Raw genomic sequence first — 18,293 nt, 5'->3', positions numbered from 1 at the left:
GAATAGGCAATCAGGTAGAAACTGATACCCGTTTGTCATTCTTAAAATCTGAAAGAATTCTGTTACCTCTAAAGAAGAAAGGAGCAAAGTGAATGCAAGTCGCTGCGAAAATAAATTCAACCGACGAAAAAGGCATTAAAAACCTCTTTCCCATCTATAAAATCTTTAGTCTGTGTTTCTTTGCTCTTGCCATCTATCATATGACCAGTTGGCAAGTATTAGCAGCCGAAGGACCAACCGACCAGTCCCAAGGCGTCATAGCCGACATCCTCAACAGCGAAAGGATTACCCCAGAACCTACAGAGCCGCTCACTGAACCATTGTTGGAAATCGTCACGGAACTTCCCAATTCAGAACTAATGATTCCCTTTTTTGAATTGATTTATGCAGTGACACCAAGCGAGGGGCAAATGCTGGAAGAAGTCTATGTTAGTGTGAACGGCGAATATGATCGGCATTTGTATCAAAGAGCGATGGGGGAGCCAAAGTTCACGGAGCGAACATTTGGTGAGGCGAGGCTTTTTCTTTCTGCTGATCAACAGGAAAGTAAATTTGAATTGGTCGCCGTCGATAGCAGTAACAAAAGGACTTATTATCCCATAGAGCAGTCATTTTGGTTATCGGAAAATCCCGAGCCGCCGTTGCCGACTATCGCTGATGTAACGACGGAAGAGTATTCCGGTGAAGAAGTGACCTTCATTAACAATCGGCTCCATTTTCAACTGGATAGGGAGCGCTTTAATCGAGAATTAGGGTCAAACCATGAAACGGTTTTAGACAAATTACTTTATGAACTTTCATATTTTGGTGGTGAACTTCTATCCGGTCCAGATAAAAATGATTTTGCAACAATTCGTTTGAAGGGAACTTCTTATGAAGAGCTTGAAAGGATTATACAGAAGTCAATCTCAGAATCCTATGGATTTATCGCTGATGGAAAGATCCAAGAGATAGCTTTAGCCACATCAGATTTATTGCCTAGTGAGGAAGAACCTGTCAACCGCTCCTTTGAGTTAAAACCTGAAATGGTGCGAGTTGGTTTTGTTCCTGGATTGTTTTTGAGAAGGTATCAAAACAATGTGTTGAGCCTTCAATTGCATGAAGAAACATCTTTTTTGAATGCTGAAACGTTTCCAGAGACTTACCTTAGTAAAAAACTGATAGAAAATAAGATTGATGAAACAATTACAGCAATAGATGGGATTCGATTGGAAAGAAATCCTTCTAGTTATTCTCTTTTCCGCGTAAAGGTTGCTGATGGGACACCTAGAGAATTGATAAAAAAAGCCCAAAAACTATTGGCAGAGCACCCCAACATTTTTGCAGAAGCACGTTTAGCTATATTGGCAGACATAAAAACACCACGTTATGCCACAATTCCTGAATACGAAAGAAAACCTCTTGATAGGCGATTAAATCACTTAGAACAACAAATATACCAATTTTGGGGAAGGATTAATGAAAATGGCACAGTTTCTTCAATGGCAGATATGGGCTTAAGAGGGCTGCCGACTATCGTGAAACTACTAGGAGGTGCCGGTCTATTTTGTGGCATTCTGAGTTTCGCCATCTTCATTTACCGAAAAAGACCTCCTCGCAAGAAACACGAGTTTTGGGGATAACGTTCATTGATTGGCATGTGGAAATTCCTTTCAAGCTGAAGGAGAACGGGGGAAACGCTGTTGTCTTTAAGTGTCGGAACAGTGAAGGACAACCTTCTTTCGAGAAACCAACATTCGATTAAAAGCTGTGATGAACGCCTAGCTGAGGCTTGTCGCCTTTAAGAAAATCGAAGTGCTAGCAAGGGAATTTCTGCCAAAAAGAATATTTTGATCGTACGACCTTGATCCACGCAAAGCTAATCACTGGAGCCTTGATTACATAAAAAGCCTCTCAAAAGCAGCTGGTCGCTGATTTTTGAGAGGTTTTGTCTACCAAGAGATAGCTATGGTGTTTTTTCCAGTTGAAATTGTTTATTCAAATTCTTCATACTCATTTGGGTCTTGACCATCGATGCGGCCGTCTGCTTTGTTTAACTGATTGATTTGATTGATTTCATCTTCAGTCAGTTTAAAGTCGAAGATTGCAAGATTTTCTCGTTGATGGGCGAGGTTTCTTGATTTTGGAAGGGGCAAAATGCCACGATCCACATGCCAGCGCAAGATGATTTGACCAGCTGATTTTTGGTATTTCTCAGCTAATTCAGTGATCAGTGGTTCTTTCAGGGCATCGCTGCCACGACCTAATGGGCTCCAGGCTTCCGTTACGATGCCGCGCTTTTTGTTTTCTGCGACCATTCGTTCTTGGACCCAGTAAGGATGGATCTCAATTTGATTTAGTGCAGGGGTCACACCAGTTTCTTCAATGATGGCATCCAAATGTTCTGGTTCAAAATTGGAAACGCCGATGGAACGGATCAAGCCTAATTTTTGGGCGGTCACTAAGGCTTTCCAAGCTTCGACATATTTGCCGCGTTTTGGTAATGGCCAGTGGATCAAAAAGGCATCGAAGTAGTCGAGCCCCATGCGAGCAAGGGATTCTTGAATGCTGGTTAAGGCATCATCATAGCCATGGTATTTTCCTGGTAATTTTGAGGTGATATAAAATTCTGAACGTGGGATACCAGAGCGACGGATCGCTTTGCCGACAATGCCTTCATTGTCATAATTGGTTGAAGAATCGATCAAGCGATACCCGTCGGCGATCGCTGCTTGCAGCTGGCTCAATCCTTCGCCACCACGGATCTGATAGGTACCGATGCCCACTGCGGGGCGTAAATTGCCGTCGTTTAATGTCAGTAAAGGTGCTTTCATAAAATGATTCCTCCTTTTCTTCTCTACATTCTACTCTAACGCTTTTTTGACAGGAACGTAACCAACTTGCTCAAACAGACAAAGAAAAAAGAGCAACGGTTTCTGTTTCAGAAACAATTGCTCTTTTTGATCAAATTATTTTTCAGGCGGTGTGCCATACATTTTTGGTGTGACTTGATCGAGTTTTGGCGCTTTTCCTTCGACTTTTGGTTCGTCTAGCCATTGGTATTCGCCTTCACCATCAAGGGCTTTGCCTTTCGCCCAAGAGCCTTCTTTACTTTGGTCGCCTTCTGAGAAGTTATAGAAATCATAAGCGATATCTAAGCGTTCGTTTTTGCGGTCAAAGGTAGTCGGCACTAAAATTGAGCCTTCGTTTTCTTCCAATTCTTTCACGGCAGCTGCCCAGAGATTTTGGTGGTAGCTATCACGTGCTAATAAAACTGAAAGTAAGTCTTTGACCCCACGGTCATCGATCATTTCATAGATGCGTGCTACTTGCAGACGACCTTGTGATTCCGCATTTAAGTTGGCACGGAAATCAGCAAGTAAGTTGCCACTAGCAATGATATACGCACCTGACCATGGATTGCCGACGCTATCCGCAGGACGTGGTCCTAAGCCTGCAACGATGGCATGTTGCGGATTCATTCCAGAAATGATCGCACCGATCGTTGGGTCTTTTTTCATAGCAGCTTCTTGATCTTCCACAGGTGCACCTTCCAGTAGACGTGCAACCATCGTTGCTAACATTTCAACGTGTCCAAGCTCTTCAGTAGCGATATCCATTAACATATCTTTGTATTTTTCTTCCCCACGGCAGCTCCATCCTTGGAATAAGTATTGCATGGCAACACTCATTTCTCCATATTGTCCACCGATTAATTCTTGAAGGTATTTCGCAACTAACGGATTTGGTTTTTCTGGCTTAGCTTCAAACTGTAATTCTTTCTGATGACGAAACATACGATTCCTCCTAAAATTTTTTTATTGGGCCCATAAAAAGTTTCTCATGAATCGAAACGTTCGTCTAATAAAACGCACTTTGCCAAAATGAAAAAAGCATCGAAAAGAAAAGCCATTTATTTTGACAAAAAGCCTGAAGCGTTAGATAGTTAAATTAAGAGAGAATTAGAAAAGGAGCGAGTCACCATGTTTCAGTATTACAAAATGGAAGACCGAAAAATAAGGAAATCTTCGGAGGAGGATTACAATTGGCTAGTGGTTTCTGGCACAGATCCAGAGGAACAACGACACTTGTTAGATAAGTATCAACTGCCTGAAGATATTTTTATTGGCGCCAATGAACCGGAAGAAGTGTCACGGTTGGAATACTTGCGCAACACCAAGTTAAATCATCCGATTCTCTATACCTTGATCGATTTGTCGGAAGTGACTGAGGATCGAATCGAAGACCGTCTTGAGCCTGTGACTTTTATCTACACCAAAGATCTATTGATCACGTATGTCTCTCATCAATCCAATCTGATCAAACGATTGATCGAAAAGCATGAGCAAGATATCCAGCGGTATGAAGATATCGTTGCCTATTCGACGTTGATGATCTACACCCATTACATCAAAGGTCTGCAGGAGATGAAGAAGCAAATCGATGATTTGGATCAAGCAGCCCGTAAAACGACAGAAAACAAGGAATTGTTTAACTTAGCCGATACCGAGCGAGACATGGTCTATCTTGATCACACCTTGCGGGACCAAAACCATACTGTCGATCGATTGATGGATCGCAAAGAATTTTTGGATCGTTTAGATAATGAAGCACTCGTTTATGACATCAAGCTGCGGCAGAAATTTGCCATGAAAATGGTCACTATCTATCGTGACTTGTTAGAAACTATCGGTGGCTTGTTCTCCGATATGATGGACAACAATCTAAACCATCTGATGAAATACTTAGATTCTGCGGCATTAGTGGTGGCTGTGCCGTCCTTGATCGCGGGGCTATGGGGGATCAACACCGGAGGACTGCCAGGAAAAGACAATGCGATCGGTACGATTGTCGTCTTTGGCTTGGCTATTTTAGTCGGCATTTTAACTGCCGTCTACTTGTCACGAAAAGACTTTTCAAAATAAAAAGTGCCGCTGCTCTGTTGCACCATTCATCCATAAAGGAGAAAGGTGTGACGAAGCAGTCGGCACTTTTTTTATTTTAGTCCGCTGTCTAAATTGCTGTCGAGAATCCAGCGCTGAAAGGCGAGGAAGACCAGCAGCAAAGGCAAAATGGAAATTACCGAGGCAGCGATCAAAATCGTCCAATTGATATTTTCCGCGCCCACCAAGCTGCGGATCGCCACTTGCAAGGTGTATTTTTTCGGATCATTCAAGACGATCAAGGGCCAGATATAATCATTCCACCGCCACTGGAAGGAAAAGATCCCCAGTGTCATAATGATTGGTCGGGCAATCGGCAGCATGATTTTCAAAAAGATCATCCCATCCGAAGCGCCATCGATGCGGGCTGATTCAATCAAATCGTCAGGAACGGAGACGAAAAAGGTTCGGAACATAAAGATACCTGTTGCTGTATTGATGGAAGGGATGATGATCCCCAATAAGTTATCATATAAGCCTAGCGAACGAATGACAGAAAACGTTGGGTTCATGATAACTTCCGTCGGCAGCATGGTGGTGGCGATGATACAGATGAAGAAAAAACGCAGCCATTTGGCATCGTATTTTGCAAAGGCATAGCCACAGGCGGCGCTGACTAGGATCGTCAATAAAGTGGTGACCACCGCTGAAATCAACGTATTATTGAAGTAACGAAAGAAATCCAATGTTGTCCAAGCATCAATAAAGTTTTGAATGGTTGGATTTTCAGGAATGATTTTCAAGGGATAAGCAAATAGTTCAGTCCCTGGTTTAAAGGCACTTAATAAGAACCAAAGTAGTGGGAAAAGGTACAGCAGGGAAGTGATGATCAGTGCCAGCGTTAAAAAAAACATCGCTGACTTTCTTGTGACAGGTCGTTTGGTTTTGATGGTCTTAGATGTCATTCTTGCCGCCTCCAATCTTCATTTGTGCTAAGCCTAACAGTAAAAGAATCACGAAAAGTACCATGGAGGCAGCACTGGCATAGCCGACCCGCATTTTGTCAAACCCAGTCGTATAGATATATTGCACGATCAACATGTTGTCGGTTCCTGGACCACCATTGGTCAGCGATTGCACGAGGGCGAACTCTTTCATAGCGCCGATCGAAGCCAATAAGATGACCATAAAGGAAGTCGGCCGCAGCATAGGCAAGGTGATGTAGCGTAATTTATGCCCAAAGCTGGCGCCGTCGATCTCGGCAGCTTCATACAACGAACGGGGGATATTTTTCAAAGCTGCAGTAAATTGCAGCATGTTAAAGGCAGTCCCGCCCCAGATGGCAGCCAAAATAATGACAGAAAAGGCAGCATTCGAGTCGGTAAACCACGGGACAGTTTGTTGTCCTGCTTGCTCTAGAATAAAGTTGATAAAGCCAAAGTTTTCACCAAACAGCCATTTCCAGATAACCCCAGCGATGACCCCAGAGATGGTCCATGGTAAGAAAAAAATGATCTTTGCGAAAAATTTGCCTTTCGCCAGCTGACTGTTCAACATCAAAGCAACGGCGAGAGAAACGACATAGATACTTGGGACCAGAATGATCACGTAACGAAATGTACGAAATAGTGCTTTATAGAAGCTGGCGTCTTGAAACAATTCTTGATAATTCGCCAAGCCGATAAAATTGGCTGTCGCAAAGCCTTTATAGTCGGTTAACGAGTAATAAAGTCCTAAGAGTGCTGGAATCAAAAAGAAGATAATGAACAAAATGATGCTTGCGCCAGTGAATAGCAACGGCCATTTGTTTTTTTGTAAAGTACTCACAGAAAATTCCTCCTCCGACGATCGTATCAGCAACAAAGAACCCGCAGTCTGCAAAAAGTCAGACTATGGGTTCTTTGTGGTTGAACGTCTGTTATTTCTTCAAAAACCCATCATTGTAATCCTTGATCGTCTTGTCGATTGCCTCATCTAATGTAATTTCATCATTTAATACTTGCACGATGGCATCACGGTAAGCCCCTGTCAATCCAGTGTAGCCTTTCATACTCATCGTCACTTGATCGGTAGTTTGCTTGCTGCTGATTGGTTGAGCAGCGGCTGCGATCTCTTGGTTGTAGATTTCATAAGCATCCTGGCCTTGTTCATAGTCGACCGTCAAATCTTCCACCGCAGGTAAGTAGCCAGCATAGGTACAAAGCTGTTTGTAATTTTCTTCTTCGTACAACCATTTGATGAATTTTTCGCCTTCTTCACTGTTTTTACTATTGTTGAAGCCGGTGATGAAGTTGCCGCCCATATTGACCGCGCGGGTCTCTTCATAAGGAGAATAGGTGGATTGCCAGTTAAAGTTGCTGATGTTGGTAGAAAAATCAACGATCTGCCAGCTGCCAGAAAAGTAAGCTGGAACACGGCCGCTCTTGAACATAGCAGAAGCATCTTCTCCAGAGGTCCAAACCGATTTTGGCATCACTTCGTCATTGTTCAAATCAACAAATTTTTGCAAAGCCGCTTTCGTAGCATCATCGGTCGTGTAAGAATCACCGCTGTCATCTAAAAAGAAATCTTGTCCCCCGTATTGATAGGTGAAAGCCCGTAAACGGTGATCCGACGCGTCCATGACCATGCCGTATTTGGCATCGGTTTTTTCAACGACTTCATTGATCGCAGTTAAAAATTCATCCCAAGTCCAAATATCCTCTTCCGAAGTGGGGTAGGTCACACCAGCTTCGTCAAACAAATCCGTATTGATAAACAACCCAGTGGCAGTGACATCAGAAGGGAGTGCTTTGACGACATCTGCTTCATCTTTGATCGTCATCGATTCCAATGTTTTTGCCTCACTGGCGATGTCCGATAGATCCATCAGATAGTCATTCCAGTCAGGTTGAACGGTAGAAACCCGCACGACTTCTGGCGCATCATCCGCTTGAACAGCTTTGGTGATCTTTGTCAGCAAGTCCGCATAAGGCACATCGGTGACTTCGACAGTCACACCAGTTTCTTCCTTGTATTTTTCCGCCATTTTCGAATAAGCGCCGCCTTCACTGGTATCTCCAGAAACGAACATACGAATCTGCTTGTTCTCGCTGGCACTGTCACCACTGCCGCAGCCAGCGACCCCTAACATCACTGCCGCCAAAGACAAAATTGAATACCCTATTTTTTTGTTCATTTTGTTCCTCTCCTTTATTGAATGATTTTTTGTCCAAAAAAACGTTTCCAATCGAAAACGATCGAAACGTCCCCCAATGAAAAATAGCTGATGTACTGAAAAGATAGCAGTCCTAGGACTGATTGAGGAGTGAAAAGTGCCAATTATCTGACAAAATAAGAGTGGTTCTCCCTCAGTTTAGCGGATAAGATGCAAAATACAAAATAAAACGATTTCAAAAAATGCACCAATACTAAAAAAAACGAATTAAAGCTCTTACAACGATAATTAGGAAGTACTGATAAACGTTAATATAACAAGGTTTGAAAATTTTTTTTGCAAATTGAGTGCAAATCTTTTGTCTAAAACGGGGATTAAGCGTAACATAATATGTGTAATAACTACTTAAAAGAAAGAAGGAGAAAAATATGCATTGGTTATGGGTATTAATCGTAGGAGCTATTATCGGTTTGATCGCCGGAGCTATCACAAATAAAGGTGGATCAATGGGTTGGATCGCCAACATCGTTGCAGGTTTAGTAGGTTCAGCTATTGGACAAGCGATCTTAGGTTCTTGGGGTCCATCACTTGCTGGAATGGCAATCGTCCCATCAATTATTGGTGCGGTTATTGTAGTTGCTGTTGTTTCATTCTTCTTAGGACGTTCAAACGGCTAGTCCATTCAGCAATTGTTTTCATTCATTTATTTCGGGTAGGAACTACCTTGAATAGACAGGCAAATCCAGAGTTTCTGGGTTTGCCTTTTTTGTTTTTTAAAAGGATGCATAAGCAATCCCTTTGTCAGATTAGAAAATTGTCGTTACACTTGAAGTAGGTCAAAAAAAGAAAGGAAGAGGTTCAATGAAAAAGCAATATGAAACAGCGATGATCAATCGAGGCGGACGTGTCGGAGAGGTCGAGGCACCAAACGGTAGTTTTCACCTGAAAATCGACAAGCCAGGTCTTCATAGTGAAGGGACCAATCCAGAGCAATTATTTGCCGCAGGCTATGCTTCATGCTTCAACGGTGCCGTACAGCATATGCTGAAAGAGCATAACATCGAATCCGAATCCGAAGTTAAAGCAAGAGTGTCTTTGTATCAGCATGAGGACGGTAGTTACCAAATCGGCGTGATTTTAGAAGTATCGTTACCAGGCGTTGAAAAAGCCGAGGCAGAGAAAATCGCAGAAGAAGCCCACGATTTTTGTCCGTATTCTCGTGCCACTCGCGGCAACATTGATGTCGAAGTTCAAGTAGTCTAAGCAGTATTACGAATAGGCAAACAATAAGCGGTTGGGAAATCAGCCGACAAGAGGGAATTCATCAAGGAGGCCAATCAATGAGACAAACAGAGAGCTTGCTGCTTTTGGGCGTGTTTGTGGTTGGCCTTTTTGTGGTGTACTGGCTAAAAAAGCAACGACAGGCGCGCCACAACCAAGCAATGGCAGCTCAACTGAAGCGTTATCCCAGCGTGCGGCAAGCGTGGCTGGCAGCCGGGGCGAAAAGGGAAGGAGTCCTTTTGGTTCCCGGTTTAAAAGAAGCCACTGCCGCAGTGGCAACGACGGCAACGGCGAAAGCAGAAACAAGGCTGCACAAGCATGCAGATCAATGTCAGGCAATGACCCCACAAGGGTTGGCCGTTTCAGAGGACTATTTGTTCCTCTCAGCGTATTGTTCGCAGCAGGAACATCACTCACAGCTTTATATAATAGAAAGAACGAGCGGGCGGCATCTGAAAACGGTGGTTCTGCCAAAACGCCCCCATGTAGGTGGCCTAGTCTTTGAACGAGCAACGCAAATGCTGTGGCTAACCATTACAGGGAAAGGAATGGGGCGCGTGGCGTGTGTTTCTCTACAAGCACTGCTGGAAGATGATTCCTTGGCAACCAATCAGCCTATCGCTTATCAGCAAGTCATCGAATTGGCAGGCATCACTCACAGCTCCTATTTGGCAGCCGATGGCGAGGAACTTGTCTCGGGGACTTTTGCCTTGAAACAAGGAGGCGTGGTGGCGAATTATCCGCTGCCTGTTCTTTCAGCCAGCGGTCGCAAAGCGCCTCATCGCATCAAGCCGCGTAAGAGAAGGGTCACCACCACGAAAGTCCAAAGTATCGCCTTTACCACTGAATACATGTTGCTGGCACGTTCCTTTGGACCAGGGTCGGCGGAGTTATGGGTCTTTTCAAAGGATGCAACGGTGCTGACCCGCAAACATGCGTTGCGACGCATCAAGTTTCCCCATTACCTTGAACAGATCGTGGTAGAAAAAGGACAGCTGTACTGCTTGTTTGAAAGTGGGGCATGGGCGTATCGGCAAAAAGGCGGCAGCATCGATGAAGTCGTAGTATTGGACCTTGCGACCTTGCTCCAGTAAAAGCACTGCTTAAAAAGAAAAAAGACCAGCCTCTTAAGAAGCTGGTCGTAAGTGCAGTGATTAGTCCACGATTGCTCGTTGGATATCTAAGACGGTGCCTGTATGAGCATCTGCCAAAAATTCATAGGTGACAAGCTGCCCGTCTTCGGTGCGGGTGATGCCGCCAGTATATCCTTGGGAAGTGATCGCAAATTTGCGCAAAGGTTGTTTTTCGAAATTGATCCAAGAACCTTCGATCGGTCCTTCTTTGATAAACGCCGCTTTTATATTGTCTAAGACATCATCGGCATTCATGGCTTGCCTTTTCTTCAACCAGATCGTTGAAAAAATCCCTCCTGCAAAGCCAAGACCTAAACCGATGGTCAGTCCATTTTTAAAATAATGCAATGGATGCTCATTCTCCATCTAATGTCCCTCCTAAAGTAAGTTTTCCCGAATGTTTTGATCTCGGTGAAAGCACAGGTTCTCTTAACAATAGTTTACCATAGTTTAGAAATATTCTATAAGAAAAATAACCAACAATAGAAATTTGCGCTATAATAAAGAATATCAGTAGGAATAAGGAGGAAGAGAGCACATCCGTTGTTTCACCCAAAAATTGCTGGAAAACACAGCAACAGCAAGCGTTGCTTTTTCAAAAAAAGCAGCTTTGTTTCTTTAGGGCAGCAAACAACCGATACGTGTTTCTCGAATGATCATGGAAGAAAAAACATTTCAACGCATCAAAGAACTAACGGAGTTACAAGGAACCAGCGGGTTTGAACACGACGTGCGGGCGTATATGCGTGAGGCGATGACCCCCTTGGTGGACGAGATCCAACAAGACGGCTTAGGCGGCATCTTCGGTTTGCGTCACCACCAAGAAGCAGATGCCCCACGAGTGATGTTAGCTGCTCACATGGATGAAGTTGGTTTCTTATTGACGACGATCACCGATCGCGGCTTATTCAAAGTCACTCCTTTGGGCGGATGGAACCCTTATGTGGTTTCTGCTCAACGCTTTACATTGAAAACAGCAAAAGGCGATTATCCATGTGTTTCTTCTTCAGTACCGCCACATTTGTTGCGAGGAAGCAGCGGTCAAAAAAATGTCGAAGTCACAGATATTTTGTTTGATGCTGGGTTTGAATCAAAAGAAGAAGCAGAAAGCTTTGGGGTACGTCCTGGCGATACGATCGTCCCACAAGTGGAAACCATCAAAACAGCCAATGGGAAAAACATCATCTCGAAGGCTTGGGACAACCGTTACGGCTGTGCAGTCGTATTAGAAGCTCTTGAAGCCTTGAAAGAGGAAACGTTAGGCCATACGCTGATTGCTGGTGCCAACGTTCAAGAAGAAGTCGGCTTACGAGGTTCTCGTCCGTCTGTGACGAAATTCAAGCCAGACTTGTTCTTTGCGGTCGATTGCTCGCCAGCAGATGACACAGTCACCAAAAATGGTACCTTTGGTCATCTAGGAGCCGGGACTTTGATGCGAATCTATGATCCAGGCATGATCATGTTGCCACGGATGAAAGAATTCTTGTTGGATACAGCAGAAAGCAACAACATTCCTTACCAATACTTTGTTTCAAAAGGCGGTACGGACGCTGGTGCGGCACACATGGCAAATGAAGGGATCCCAAGTTCAGTCATCGGTGTTCCTGGACGTTACATCCATACTCACCAAACCCTATTCAGTATCGCTGATTTTGAAGCGGCACGGGAAATGGTGATTCAAGTCTTGAAAGGTTTGGATCGTTCAACTGTTGATACGATCTTGGCTGGACAATAAGCGAGAACGAACGAAAGCAAAGAGACAGCCATCCGTTGTCTCTTTTTTTCTGCAGCGCTTTGCAAGATCAGCATGTCAGTTGGTAGTCCCTGAAAGAAAGGTGTATACTGAAAGAAAAGAAAGTGGTGAGCATTTGATTATTCCAAAAGATTTAGCAGAGTTAGCAACATATGTGGAGAAAGGCAAAAATGTCTTCTTTTTCACCGCCGATTGGTGTGGCGATTGCCGATACATCAAACCGCAATTGCCTGAGATCGAAGCGGACTTTCCAGAGCTTCAATTTATCGAAGTCGACCGTGATGAATACATGGATGTAGCGGTTGAATGGAACATTTTTGGTATTCCTAGCCTCGTCGTTATCGAAGACGGCAAGGAGCTGGGACGGTTAGTCAACAAGGATCGCAAAACCAAAGAAGAGATCAAAGCCTTTTTAACCAGCGTACAATCAGCATAGGAGGGGAAAAAGATGGAAGCACAAAGATATCAAAACATTTTAGTAGGGATCGACGGTTCAGATCAAGCGATGTCTGCCTTCAAAAAAGCAGTGGAAGTCGCTCGTCGAAATCAAGGGAAGGTCTATGCCGCAACGATCATCGATCAGCAAGTGCCGACCATGATGGGCTATGCACCTTTGGATAGTTCCATCTTAGAACAAGAAAAAGATACGGCGAAAAATCTGATCGACGACTGCAAAGCTTATGCAAAATCAGTGGATTTTGATCTAGTAGAAGGCATCGTTGCGTACGGCTCCATCAAAGACGCCCTTGCCACTCAATTACCAGACCAATACGACATCGATTTGATCATGGTGGGGCAATCTGGGCTGAACGCAGTGGAACGCTTCATGATGGGGAGTGTCGCCAGCTTCGTTATCCGTGAAGCCCGGTGCGACGTGCTGATCGTATCGCCTGAAGAAACAAAAGCCTAAGGTCATTTTTTGAAAAAATAAGCTTGTCGTTGCCGAGTTCTTTTCCTTAAAGAAGATGGCAGCAAAAGAAGACAAGGGTTAAAAGAAAGTTCCTGAGAACCAGCGATGTTTCACTTGTTAGCAAAGCATTGTCTTTCGCTGATGAGCTGCAGCTGGTTCTTAGGTTTTTTTGTGCTCGTTTTGAGGGAAGATATCTGTCGCTGCTGTCTTGTTTCGTAGGTAATAGTGCCAAACAGAAGTTTTTTTGAACTAGCGTTTACCGGCTCGTTAGCAAAGCAGCGTCTTAGCTAATAAGCCGCAGCTGGTTCTTAGGTTTTTCCTGTATCCGTTTTTTGGAAAATTTATTGTTGTTGCCTTCTTTCGTAGAAAGTGGTTCTACCAGCAAGTTCTTGGGAAGCCGCGGGTTCTGCTCCTTCGCCAATTTTCAACCTAAGCCAGCCAGCAGAAGTTGGTTCTCAGGCGTTTTTTGTCTTTGAAAATAAGTAGAATTTCAAGGAAAACAAAGAAATTCCATGACGGATGCCGAAAAATTTGTTAAGATTATGGGCGGAATGTGTAAGTACCTAAGGAGGAAAAAACGTGATTTTTGCTTATAACAAAGAATATGTCAGTGATACACTGCTTGCCATCACAGCAGATGATAAAGGATTAGAACAAACCGTCGAACGCAAAGGCAATGTTGCCCAAATCAAAAATGAAGAAGGCACGATCGTCGGCTGGAACTTTTTTGCGATCTCAGAAGTGATGACGATCGAAGGCCGTGGCCAAGTGACGTTGACGAAAGAACAAATCCAACAATTGAACACCATGATCAAAGAAGCAGGATTCAGCGAAGAACTGCCAGCAGATACAGAACCAAAAATCGTCGTTGGCTATGTGAAGTCTTGTGTGGAACATCCAGACAGCGACCATCTGTCTATCACGGAAACTGAAGTTGGAGATGGGGAAGTCTTGCAAATCGTCTGTGGTGCTGCCAATATCCGTAAAGGCTTGAAAGTCGTTGTCGCAAAACCTGGGGCAATGATGCCAGATGGCTTGATGATTTGGCCAGGGACGCTTCGTGGCGTAGAAAGCTTTGGAATGATCTGCTCTGCTAAAGAACTGCATTTAGAAGGTGCACCAATGAAAAAAGGCATCCTTGAGCTGCCTCAAGATGCCGTTGTAGGTGAAGCTTTTCCAGTAGGTAAAGCCTAAAAAAATGAACTGCCGCTTCCTGTTTTTGCGGCAGTTCATTTTTTGATTGTTTCGATTGGTTTTGGTGATTAGTTGCTGCTGTCTGTTGATTGTTCGTTGATCGACGTATCAACGGAAAGTTTTACTTCTGCTGTTTTTTCTTCATCGCCACGATAGAAGGTTACAGTGATCGTGTCACCGACTTTGTGTTTGTACAACGCAGATTGCAGATCCGTTGTTGTGCTGACTTCTGTATCATCGATCTTCGTGATAACGTCATATTGTTGCAATCCTGCTTGTTCTGCTGGTGTTGCATTGTTGACTGAGTAGATCACAACGCCTGAAGTTACGGATGAAGGAACTTTCAAGATTTGTTCTTGTTGTTGTGATGTGATGGAACCTAAATCGATCGTTTGGATCCCTAGTGCAGGGCGGACCACTTTGCCGTCTGCTTCTAGTTGATTGATGATTTCAACGACATCGTTACTTGGGATCGCAAAGCCCATCCCTTCGACACTAACACCTGAAGCAGAGCCAGAGGTGCTGGCGATTTTACTTGAGTTGATCCCAATCACTTGGCCATCAACGTTGATCAGTGGACCACCTGAGTTCCCTGGGTTGATCGCAGCATCCGTTTGAATCGCATTGATGCTGATCGTACCACCAGATTCGTTTTGGCTTGTTACTTGACGATTCAAGGAAGAAACGATCCCTTGTGTCACAGAGTTTGCGTAGTCAGAGCCTAGAGGAGAACCGATCGCGATGGCTGGTTCGCCGACTTTCAAGGCACTTGAATCACCAAATGTTGCGGCAGTCGTCACATGCTCTGAAGAGATTTTCAATACAGCTAAGTCTGTGTAAGCGTCAGTACCGACCAATTCAGCTTTGACTTTCGTACCGTCTGCTAAAACAACTTCTAAACCGTCTTGACCTTCTACGACGTGGTTGTTGGTTACAACATAGGCATCGTCGCCATCGATTTTGTAGATGACCCCACTCCCTTCAGAAGAAGCTTCTAAAGCACTGTCGTCGTCGCTTTGGCTATCGCCTTCACTTTGTCCGCCTTGCTGACCAAAAAGGCTGTTCCAATCGTTGCTTTGACTTTGTTGTAGATTAATGATGGAAACGACAGAATCTTGTACTTTTTCAACTGCCTCAGTGACATCGCTAGTCACATCAAGTTTTACATTGGATACTTGGGTTTGTCCGTTAGAATCTTGGACCCCGCTGTTGGTCGTGGTTTCTGGTGTTGAAGTCAAAGAGGAACCCATTGCCAGATACAGACCGCCGAAGGTCAATAAACCGCCGACCATACCGCCTAAAATCCCAATACCTAATCGTTTTAATAAACCAGGAGAAGTTTTCTTGCCTGGTGTGACATATTTTCTTGCCATTACTATTTCCCCCTTAATGAATAATTCGTTATAATCAGTATATTCCTTCTATCTGAGATTAGTCTACTAAGAGATTTTGAAAAAAATATGAAGAAGTTGCGTAAGAATCTGTTTCAAACGATGAAATTTTCTTCGCAAAACCCGTTCATTTTTGAATAAAAATAGCAGGGGAATCTGGGGAGAAGCAAAGGTCTGTTTATCCACAGTGTGTGGACAAACTTGAGAGCTTTGTTTGGATGGATGGAGAAACCCTTGAAGTGTCGCGGTTTTATAGATGGGATAGGAGAATTTCAAAGAAAGTCAAAGTGTGTAAAAGGTTGTGGATAGCACTGTCCACATTTTCATAAAATAAGGGGATAACGAGGAGGAATCTATGAAAATCAAAATCGTCACAGTAGGAAAACTAAAAGAAAAGTACCTCGTTCAAGGAATCAACGAGTACGCCAAACGATTGGGGGCATACGCAAAGCTTGAGTTTGTCGAAGTACCAGATGAAAAAGCACCAGAAACCTTGAGTGAAGCCCAAATGCTGCAGATCAAAGAAAAAGAAGGGCAGCGCATTTTAGCCAAAATCAAAGACACCGAATATGTCTTTGCCTTAGCGATCGAAGGCACCAATCCCACCAGCGAAGCCTTCGCCAAACAAATCGATCAACTCGGCATCCAAGGAAAAAGCCAACTGACCTTCGTCATCGGCGGCTCCCTAGGCTTAAGCCAAGAAGTCATGACCCGCAGTGATGTCAAGATCTCTTTTGGCAAAATGACCTATCCGCACCAACTCATGAAACTGATCTTATTGGAGCAAATCTATCGCGCGTATCGAATCAATACGGGGGCGCCGTATCATAAGTAAATACCTCAAGCAATATAATAGAAAAAACTATCCAACGATAGTATCGGTAAAAAGGAGCAACAACCATGCGAAATATCAAATTAACGATTGAATATGACGGCAAGCGCTACTTAGGGTGGCAACGACTAGGAGATTCTGAAAAAACGATCCAAGAAAAAGTTGAAGGGGTCATCAAATTATTGACGGGAGAAGAAATTGAGATCGTCGGTTCTGGTAGAACCGATGCGGGCACGCATGCTCGAGGACAAGTGGCGAATTTCAAGACGACCCATCAAATGAGTTTGCCAGAGATGCAGCAGTTCTTTAACCGCTATTTGCCGCAAGACATCGTCGTCAACAAGATTGAAGAGGTGCCTGAGCGCTTCCATGCACGCTATCACGCCAAAGGCAAGCAATACAGCTATTATGTTTGGAACAACGCGATCCCATCAGTCTTTGCTCGCAATACTAGTTTTCATTGCCCGCAGCCCCTTGATTTGGAAAAAATGCAGCAAGCGGCTGAGAAGTTGATCGGCACCCATGATTTTATCGGCTTTTCTGCATTGAAAAAATCAAAAAAATCAACGGTGCGCACGATCGATGAAATCACCATCACACCAGAAGGCGACCTATTGCGGTTTACCTTCAAAGGCAACGGCTTTTTGCATAAAATGGTCCGAATCTTGACAGGCACACTGATTGCCATTGGCGATGGCACACTGCCACCAGAAGTGATCGATCAAGTGTTAGCCGATAAAGTACGACAAGCAGCTGGTGAGACAGTGCCTTCTCATGGCTTATTTCTAGATGAGGTGTATTATTAAAAGAAACAGGGTAATGGCTATTTAAGGAAAGGAGATCATCTATTGATCACATTAAAATCCCCACGAGAGATCGAACAAATGAAAACTTCTGGTCGTATCTTGGCAAGTATTCACGAACAGCTACGGGAAAAAATCGTTCCCGGTATCACCACGAACCAAATCAACGCCTTTGTCCATCAACAGATAGAAGCTGCAGGGGCAACAGCCGCGCAAATCGGGTTTGAAGGCTATGAATTTGCGACGTGTATCAGTGTCAATGAAGAGATTTGTCATGGTTTCCCTTCAGAATATGTTTTAAAATCAGGCGATGTCGTCAAAGTCGATTTTTGTGTCGATTACAAAGGGGCAATCTCTGACAGCTGTTGGACGTATGCGGTAGGAGAGATTTCACCAGAACATCAAGCACTGATGGAAGTCACGAAAGAAGCCTTGATGAGAGGCATCGAGCAAGCACAGGTTGGCAACCGAGTTGGCGATATTGGTTATGCGATCCAAAGCTTCGCTGAAGAAAAAGGGTATGGTGTCGTGCGGGACTTTATTGCTCACGGCATTGGCCCAACCATTCATGAAGAACCATTCTTTCCTCATTTCGGGTTACCTGGCAAAGGAATTCGGTTGAAAGAAGGTATGACGATCACCATCGAACCGATGATCACGACCGGCACTTGGCGCATGAAGATGGACCCGAACGGCTGGACAGCACGCACCATTGACGGCAGCTATTGTGCCCAATATGAACATTCGATCGCCATCACCAAAGAAGGTCCAGTTATCATGACGTTGCAAAAGGAAGAAACGTGAACACAAGGCCGATAGAATAGAAGAAAATACGAAAATCGTTCGAGTGTTTCTACACGAACGATTTTTTGCATTTACTTGTCGAAGTTGCGAAGCTAGGGTATAGCACATTAAAATTGGAAGAAAAGTAGGTCTTTTTAGGAAATGATTATGAAACAATCAAACTACTTCCAGTA

19 protein-coding genes are annotated in these 18,293 nt (G+C 44.0%); 12 read left to right on the top strand and 7 right to left on the bottom strand.

Going from position 1 to position 18,293, the window contains the following annotated elements; all coding sequences use genetic code 11:
* The first annotated feature begins 92 nt into the window (after positions 1 to 92).
* Positions 93 to 1,622: a hypothetical protein gene (locus tag P0G38_RS12550; RefSeq protein ID WP_275851575.1), complete on the top strand. Its 1,530-nt coding sequence runs from the start codon at positions 93 to 95 to the stop codon at positions 1,620 to 1,622.
* Between the two features lie 351 nt (positions 1,623 to 1,973).
* Here P0G38_RS12550 and P0G38_RS12545 read toward each other — a convergent pair whose 3' ends face one another.
* On the bottom strand, positions 1,974 to 2,813 hold the full coding sequence (locus tag P0G38_RS12545; RefSeq protein WP_275851571.1) for an aldo/keto reductase: 840 nt from the start codon (positions 2,811 to 2,813) through the stop codon (positions 1,974 to 1,976).
* A 135-nt stretch (positions 2,814 to 2,948) separates the two neighbouring features.
* Positions 2,949 to 3,776, bottom strand: coding sequence for a manganese catalase (locus P0G38_RS12540; protein ID WP_005225417.1), 828 nt, complete (start codon positions 3,774 to 3,776; stop codon positions 2,949 to 2,951).
* A 186-nt stretch (positions 3,777 to 3,962) separates the two neighbouring features.
* Between P0G38_RS12540 and P0G38_RS12535 the strand changes: the two genes are divergently transcribed.
* On the top strand, positions 3,963 to 4,904 hold the full coding sequence (locus P0G38_RS12535; protein ID WP_167822949.1) for a magnesium transporter CorA family protein: 942 nt from the start codon (positions 3,963 to 3,965) through the stop codon (positions 4,902 to 4,904).
* 71 nt (positions 4,905 to 4,975) lie between these two features.
* Here the strand turns inward: P0G38_RS12535 and P0G38_RS12530 are convergent, their stop codons facing one another.
* From P0G38_RS12530 to P0G38_RS12520, 3 genes are all read right to left on the bottom strand, one after another.
* Positions 4,976 to 5,827, bottom strand: a complete 852-nt coding sequence (locus P0G38_RS12530; protein ID WP_010747711.1) for a carbohydrate ABC transporter permease — start codon at positions 5,825 to 5,827, stop codon at positions 4,976 to 4,978.
* Entirely contained in the window at positions 5,817 to 6,689 is an 873-nt protein-coding gene (locus P0G38_RS12525; RefSeq protein ID WP_275851563.1) for a carbohydrate ABC transporter permease, read from the bottom strand. Before P0G38_RS12525 ends, P0G38_RS12530 begins: the two co-directional genes overlap by 11 nt.
* Positions 6,690 to 6,780: 91 nt before the next feature.
* The gene (locus tag P0G38_RS12520) at positions 6,781 to 8,040 is read right to left on the bottom strand and encodes an ABC transporter substrate-binding protein (protein ID WP_087627106.1); all 1,260 of its coding nucleotides are present in this window, start codon (positions 8,038 to 8,040) and stop codon (positions 6,781 to 6,783) included.
* Positions 8,041 to 8,447: 407 nt separating this feature from the next.
* Here P0G38_RS12520 and P0G38_RS12515 point away from each other — a divergent pair, with 407 nt between their 5' ends.
* From P0G38_RS12515 to P0G38_RS12505, 3 genes are all read left to right on the top strand, one after another.
* Positions 8,448 to 8,696: a GlsB/YeaQ/YmgE family stress response membrane protein gene (locus P0G38_RS12515; RefSeq protein ID WP_005225422.1), complete on the top strand. Its 249-nt coding sequence runs from the start codon at positions 8,448 to 8,450 to the stop codon at positions 8,694 to 8,696.
* A 184-nt stretch (positions 8,697 to 8,880) separates the two neighbouring features.
* Complete coding sequence (locus tag P0G38_RS12510; RefSeq protein WP_005225423.1) at positions 8,881 to 9,282, top strand: Ohr family peroxiredoxin; 402 nt, start codon at positions 8,881 to 8,883, stop codon at positions 9,280 to 9,282.
* A gap of 77 nt (positions 9,283 to 9,359) precedes the next feature.
* On the top strand, positions 9,360 to 10,394 hold the full coding sequence (locus P0G38_RS12505) for a hypothetical protein (RefSeq protein ID WP_275851554.1): 1,035 nt from the start codon (positions 9,360 to 9,362) through the stop codon (positions 10,392 to 10,394).
* A gap of 60 nt (positions 10,395 to 10,454) precedes the next feature.
* Here P0G38_RS12505 and P0G38_RS12500 read toward each other — a convergent pair whose 3' ends face one another.
* Positions 10,455 to 10,799: a peptidase gene (locus P0G38_RS12500; protein WP_005225425.1), complete on the bottom strand. Its 345-nt coding sequence runs from the start codon at positions 10,797 to 10,799 to the stop codon at positions 10,455 to 10,457.
* A 292-nt stretch (positions 10,800 to 11,091) separates the two neighbouring features.
* Between P0G38_RS12500 and pepA the strand changes: the two genes are divergently transcribed.
* The 4 genes from pepA to ytpR all read left to right on the top strand — a co-directional run bounded on the left by pepA (position 11,092) and on the right by ytpR (position 14,290).
* Positions 11,092 to 12,168, top strand: coding sequence for a glutamyl aminopeptidase (gene pepA / locus P0G38_RS12495; RefSeq protein ID WP_034872382.1), 1,077 nt, complete (start codon positions 11,092 to 11,094; stop codon positions 12,166 to 12,168).
* A 133-nt stretch (positions 12,169 to 12,301) separates the two neighbouring features.
* Entirely contained in the window at positions 12,302 to 12,622 is a 321-nt protein-coding gene (locus tag P0G38_RS12490; protein WP_275851549.1) for a thioredoxin family protein, read from the top strand.
* A gap of 12 nt (positions 12,623 to 12,634) precedes the next feature.
* Positions 12,635 to 13,096, top strand: coding sequence for a universal stress protein (locus P0G38_RS12485; RefSeq protein ID WP_005225429.1), 462 nt, complete (start codon positions 12,635 to 12,637; stop codon positions 13,094 to 13,096).
* Between the two features lie 579 nt (positions 13,097 to 13,675).
* On the top strand, positions 13,676 to 14,290 hold the full coding sequence (gene ytpR / locus P0G38_RS12480) for a YtpR family tRNA-binding protein (protein WP_005225431.1): 615 nt from the start codon (positions 13,676 to 13,678) through the stop codon (positions 14,288 to 14,290).
* A gap of 68 nt (positions 14,291 to 14,358) precedes the next feature.
* On the opposite strand, the gene P0G38_RS12475 is transcribed toward ytpR, so the two are convergent.
* Entirely contained in the window at positions 14,359 to 15,663 is a 1,305-nt protein-coding gene (locus tag P0G38_RS12475) for a S1C family serine protease (RefSeq protein WP_010747716.1), read from the bottom strand.
* 373 nt (positions 15,664 to 16,036) lie between these two features.
* Between P0G38_RS12475 and rlmH the strand changes: the two genes are divergently transcribed.
* The 3 genes from rlmH to map all read left to right on the top strand — a co-directional run bounded on the left by rlmH (position 16,037) and on the right by map (position 18,120).
* A complete protein-coding gene (gene rlmH / locus P0G38_RS12470) occupies positions 16,037 to 16,516 on the top strand; it encodes a 23S rRNA (pseudouridine(1915)-N(3))-methyltransferase RlmH (RefSeq protein ID WP_275851540.1) in 480 nt (159 codons plus the stop codon).
* A 65-nt stretch (positions 16,517 to 16,581) separates the two neighbouring features.
* Complete coding sequence (truA, locus tag P0G38_RS12465; protein ID WP_005225435.1) at positions 16,582 to 17,319, top strand: tRNA pseudouridine(38-40) synthase TruA; 738 nt, start codon at positions 16,582 to 16,584, stop codon at positions 17,317 to 17,319.
* Between the two features lie 42 nt (positions 17,320 to 17,361).
* Positions 17,362 to 18,120, top strand: a complete 759-nt coding sequence (gene map, locus P0G38_RS12460; RefSeq protein ID WP_005234612.1) for a type I methionyl aminopeptidase — start codon at positions 17,362 to 17,364, stop codon at positions 18,118 to 18,120.
* The last annotated feature ends 173 nt before the right edge of the window (positions 18,121 to 18,293 follow it).

This window comes from Enterococcus casseliflavus (assembly GCF_029215545.1).
Classification (GTDB): domain Bacteria; phylum Bacillota; class Bacilli; order Lactobacillales; family Enterococcaceae; genus Enterococcus_D; species Enterococcus_D casseliflavus.
The sequence above is the reverse complement of the archived record's forward strand: the minus strand, read 5'-3'. Positions and strand labels throughout refer to the sequence as shown.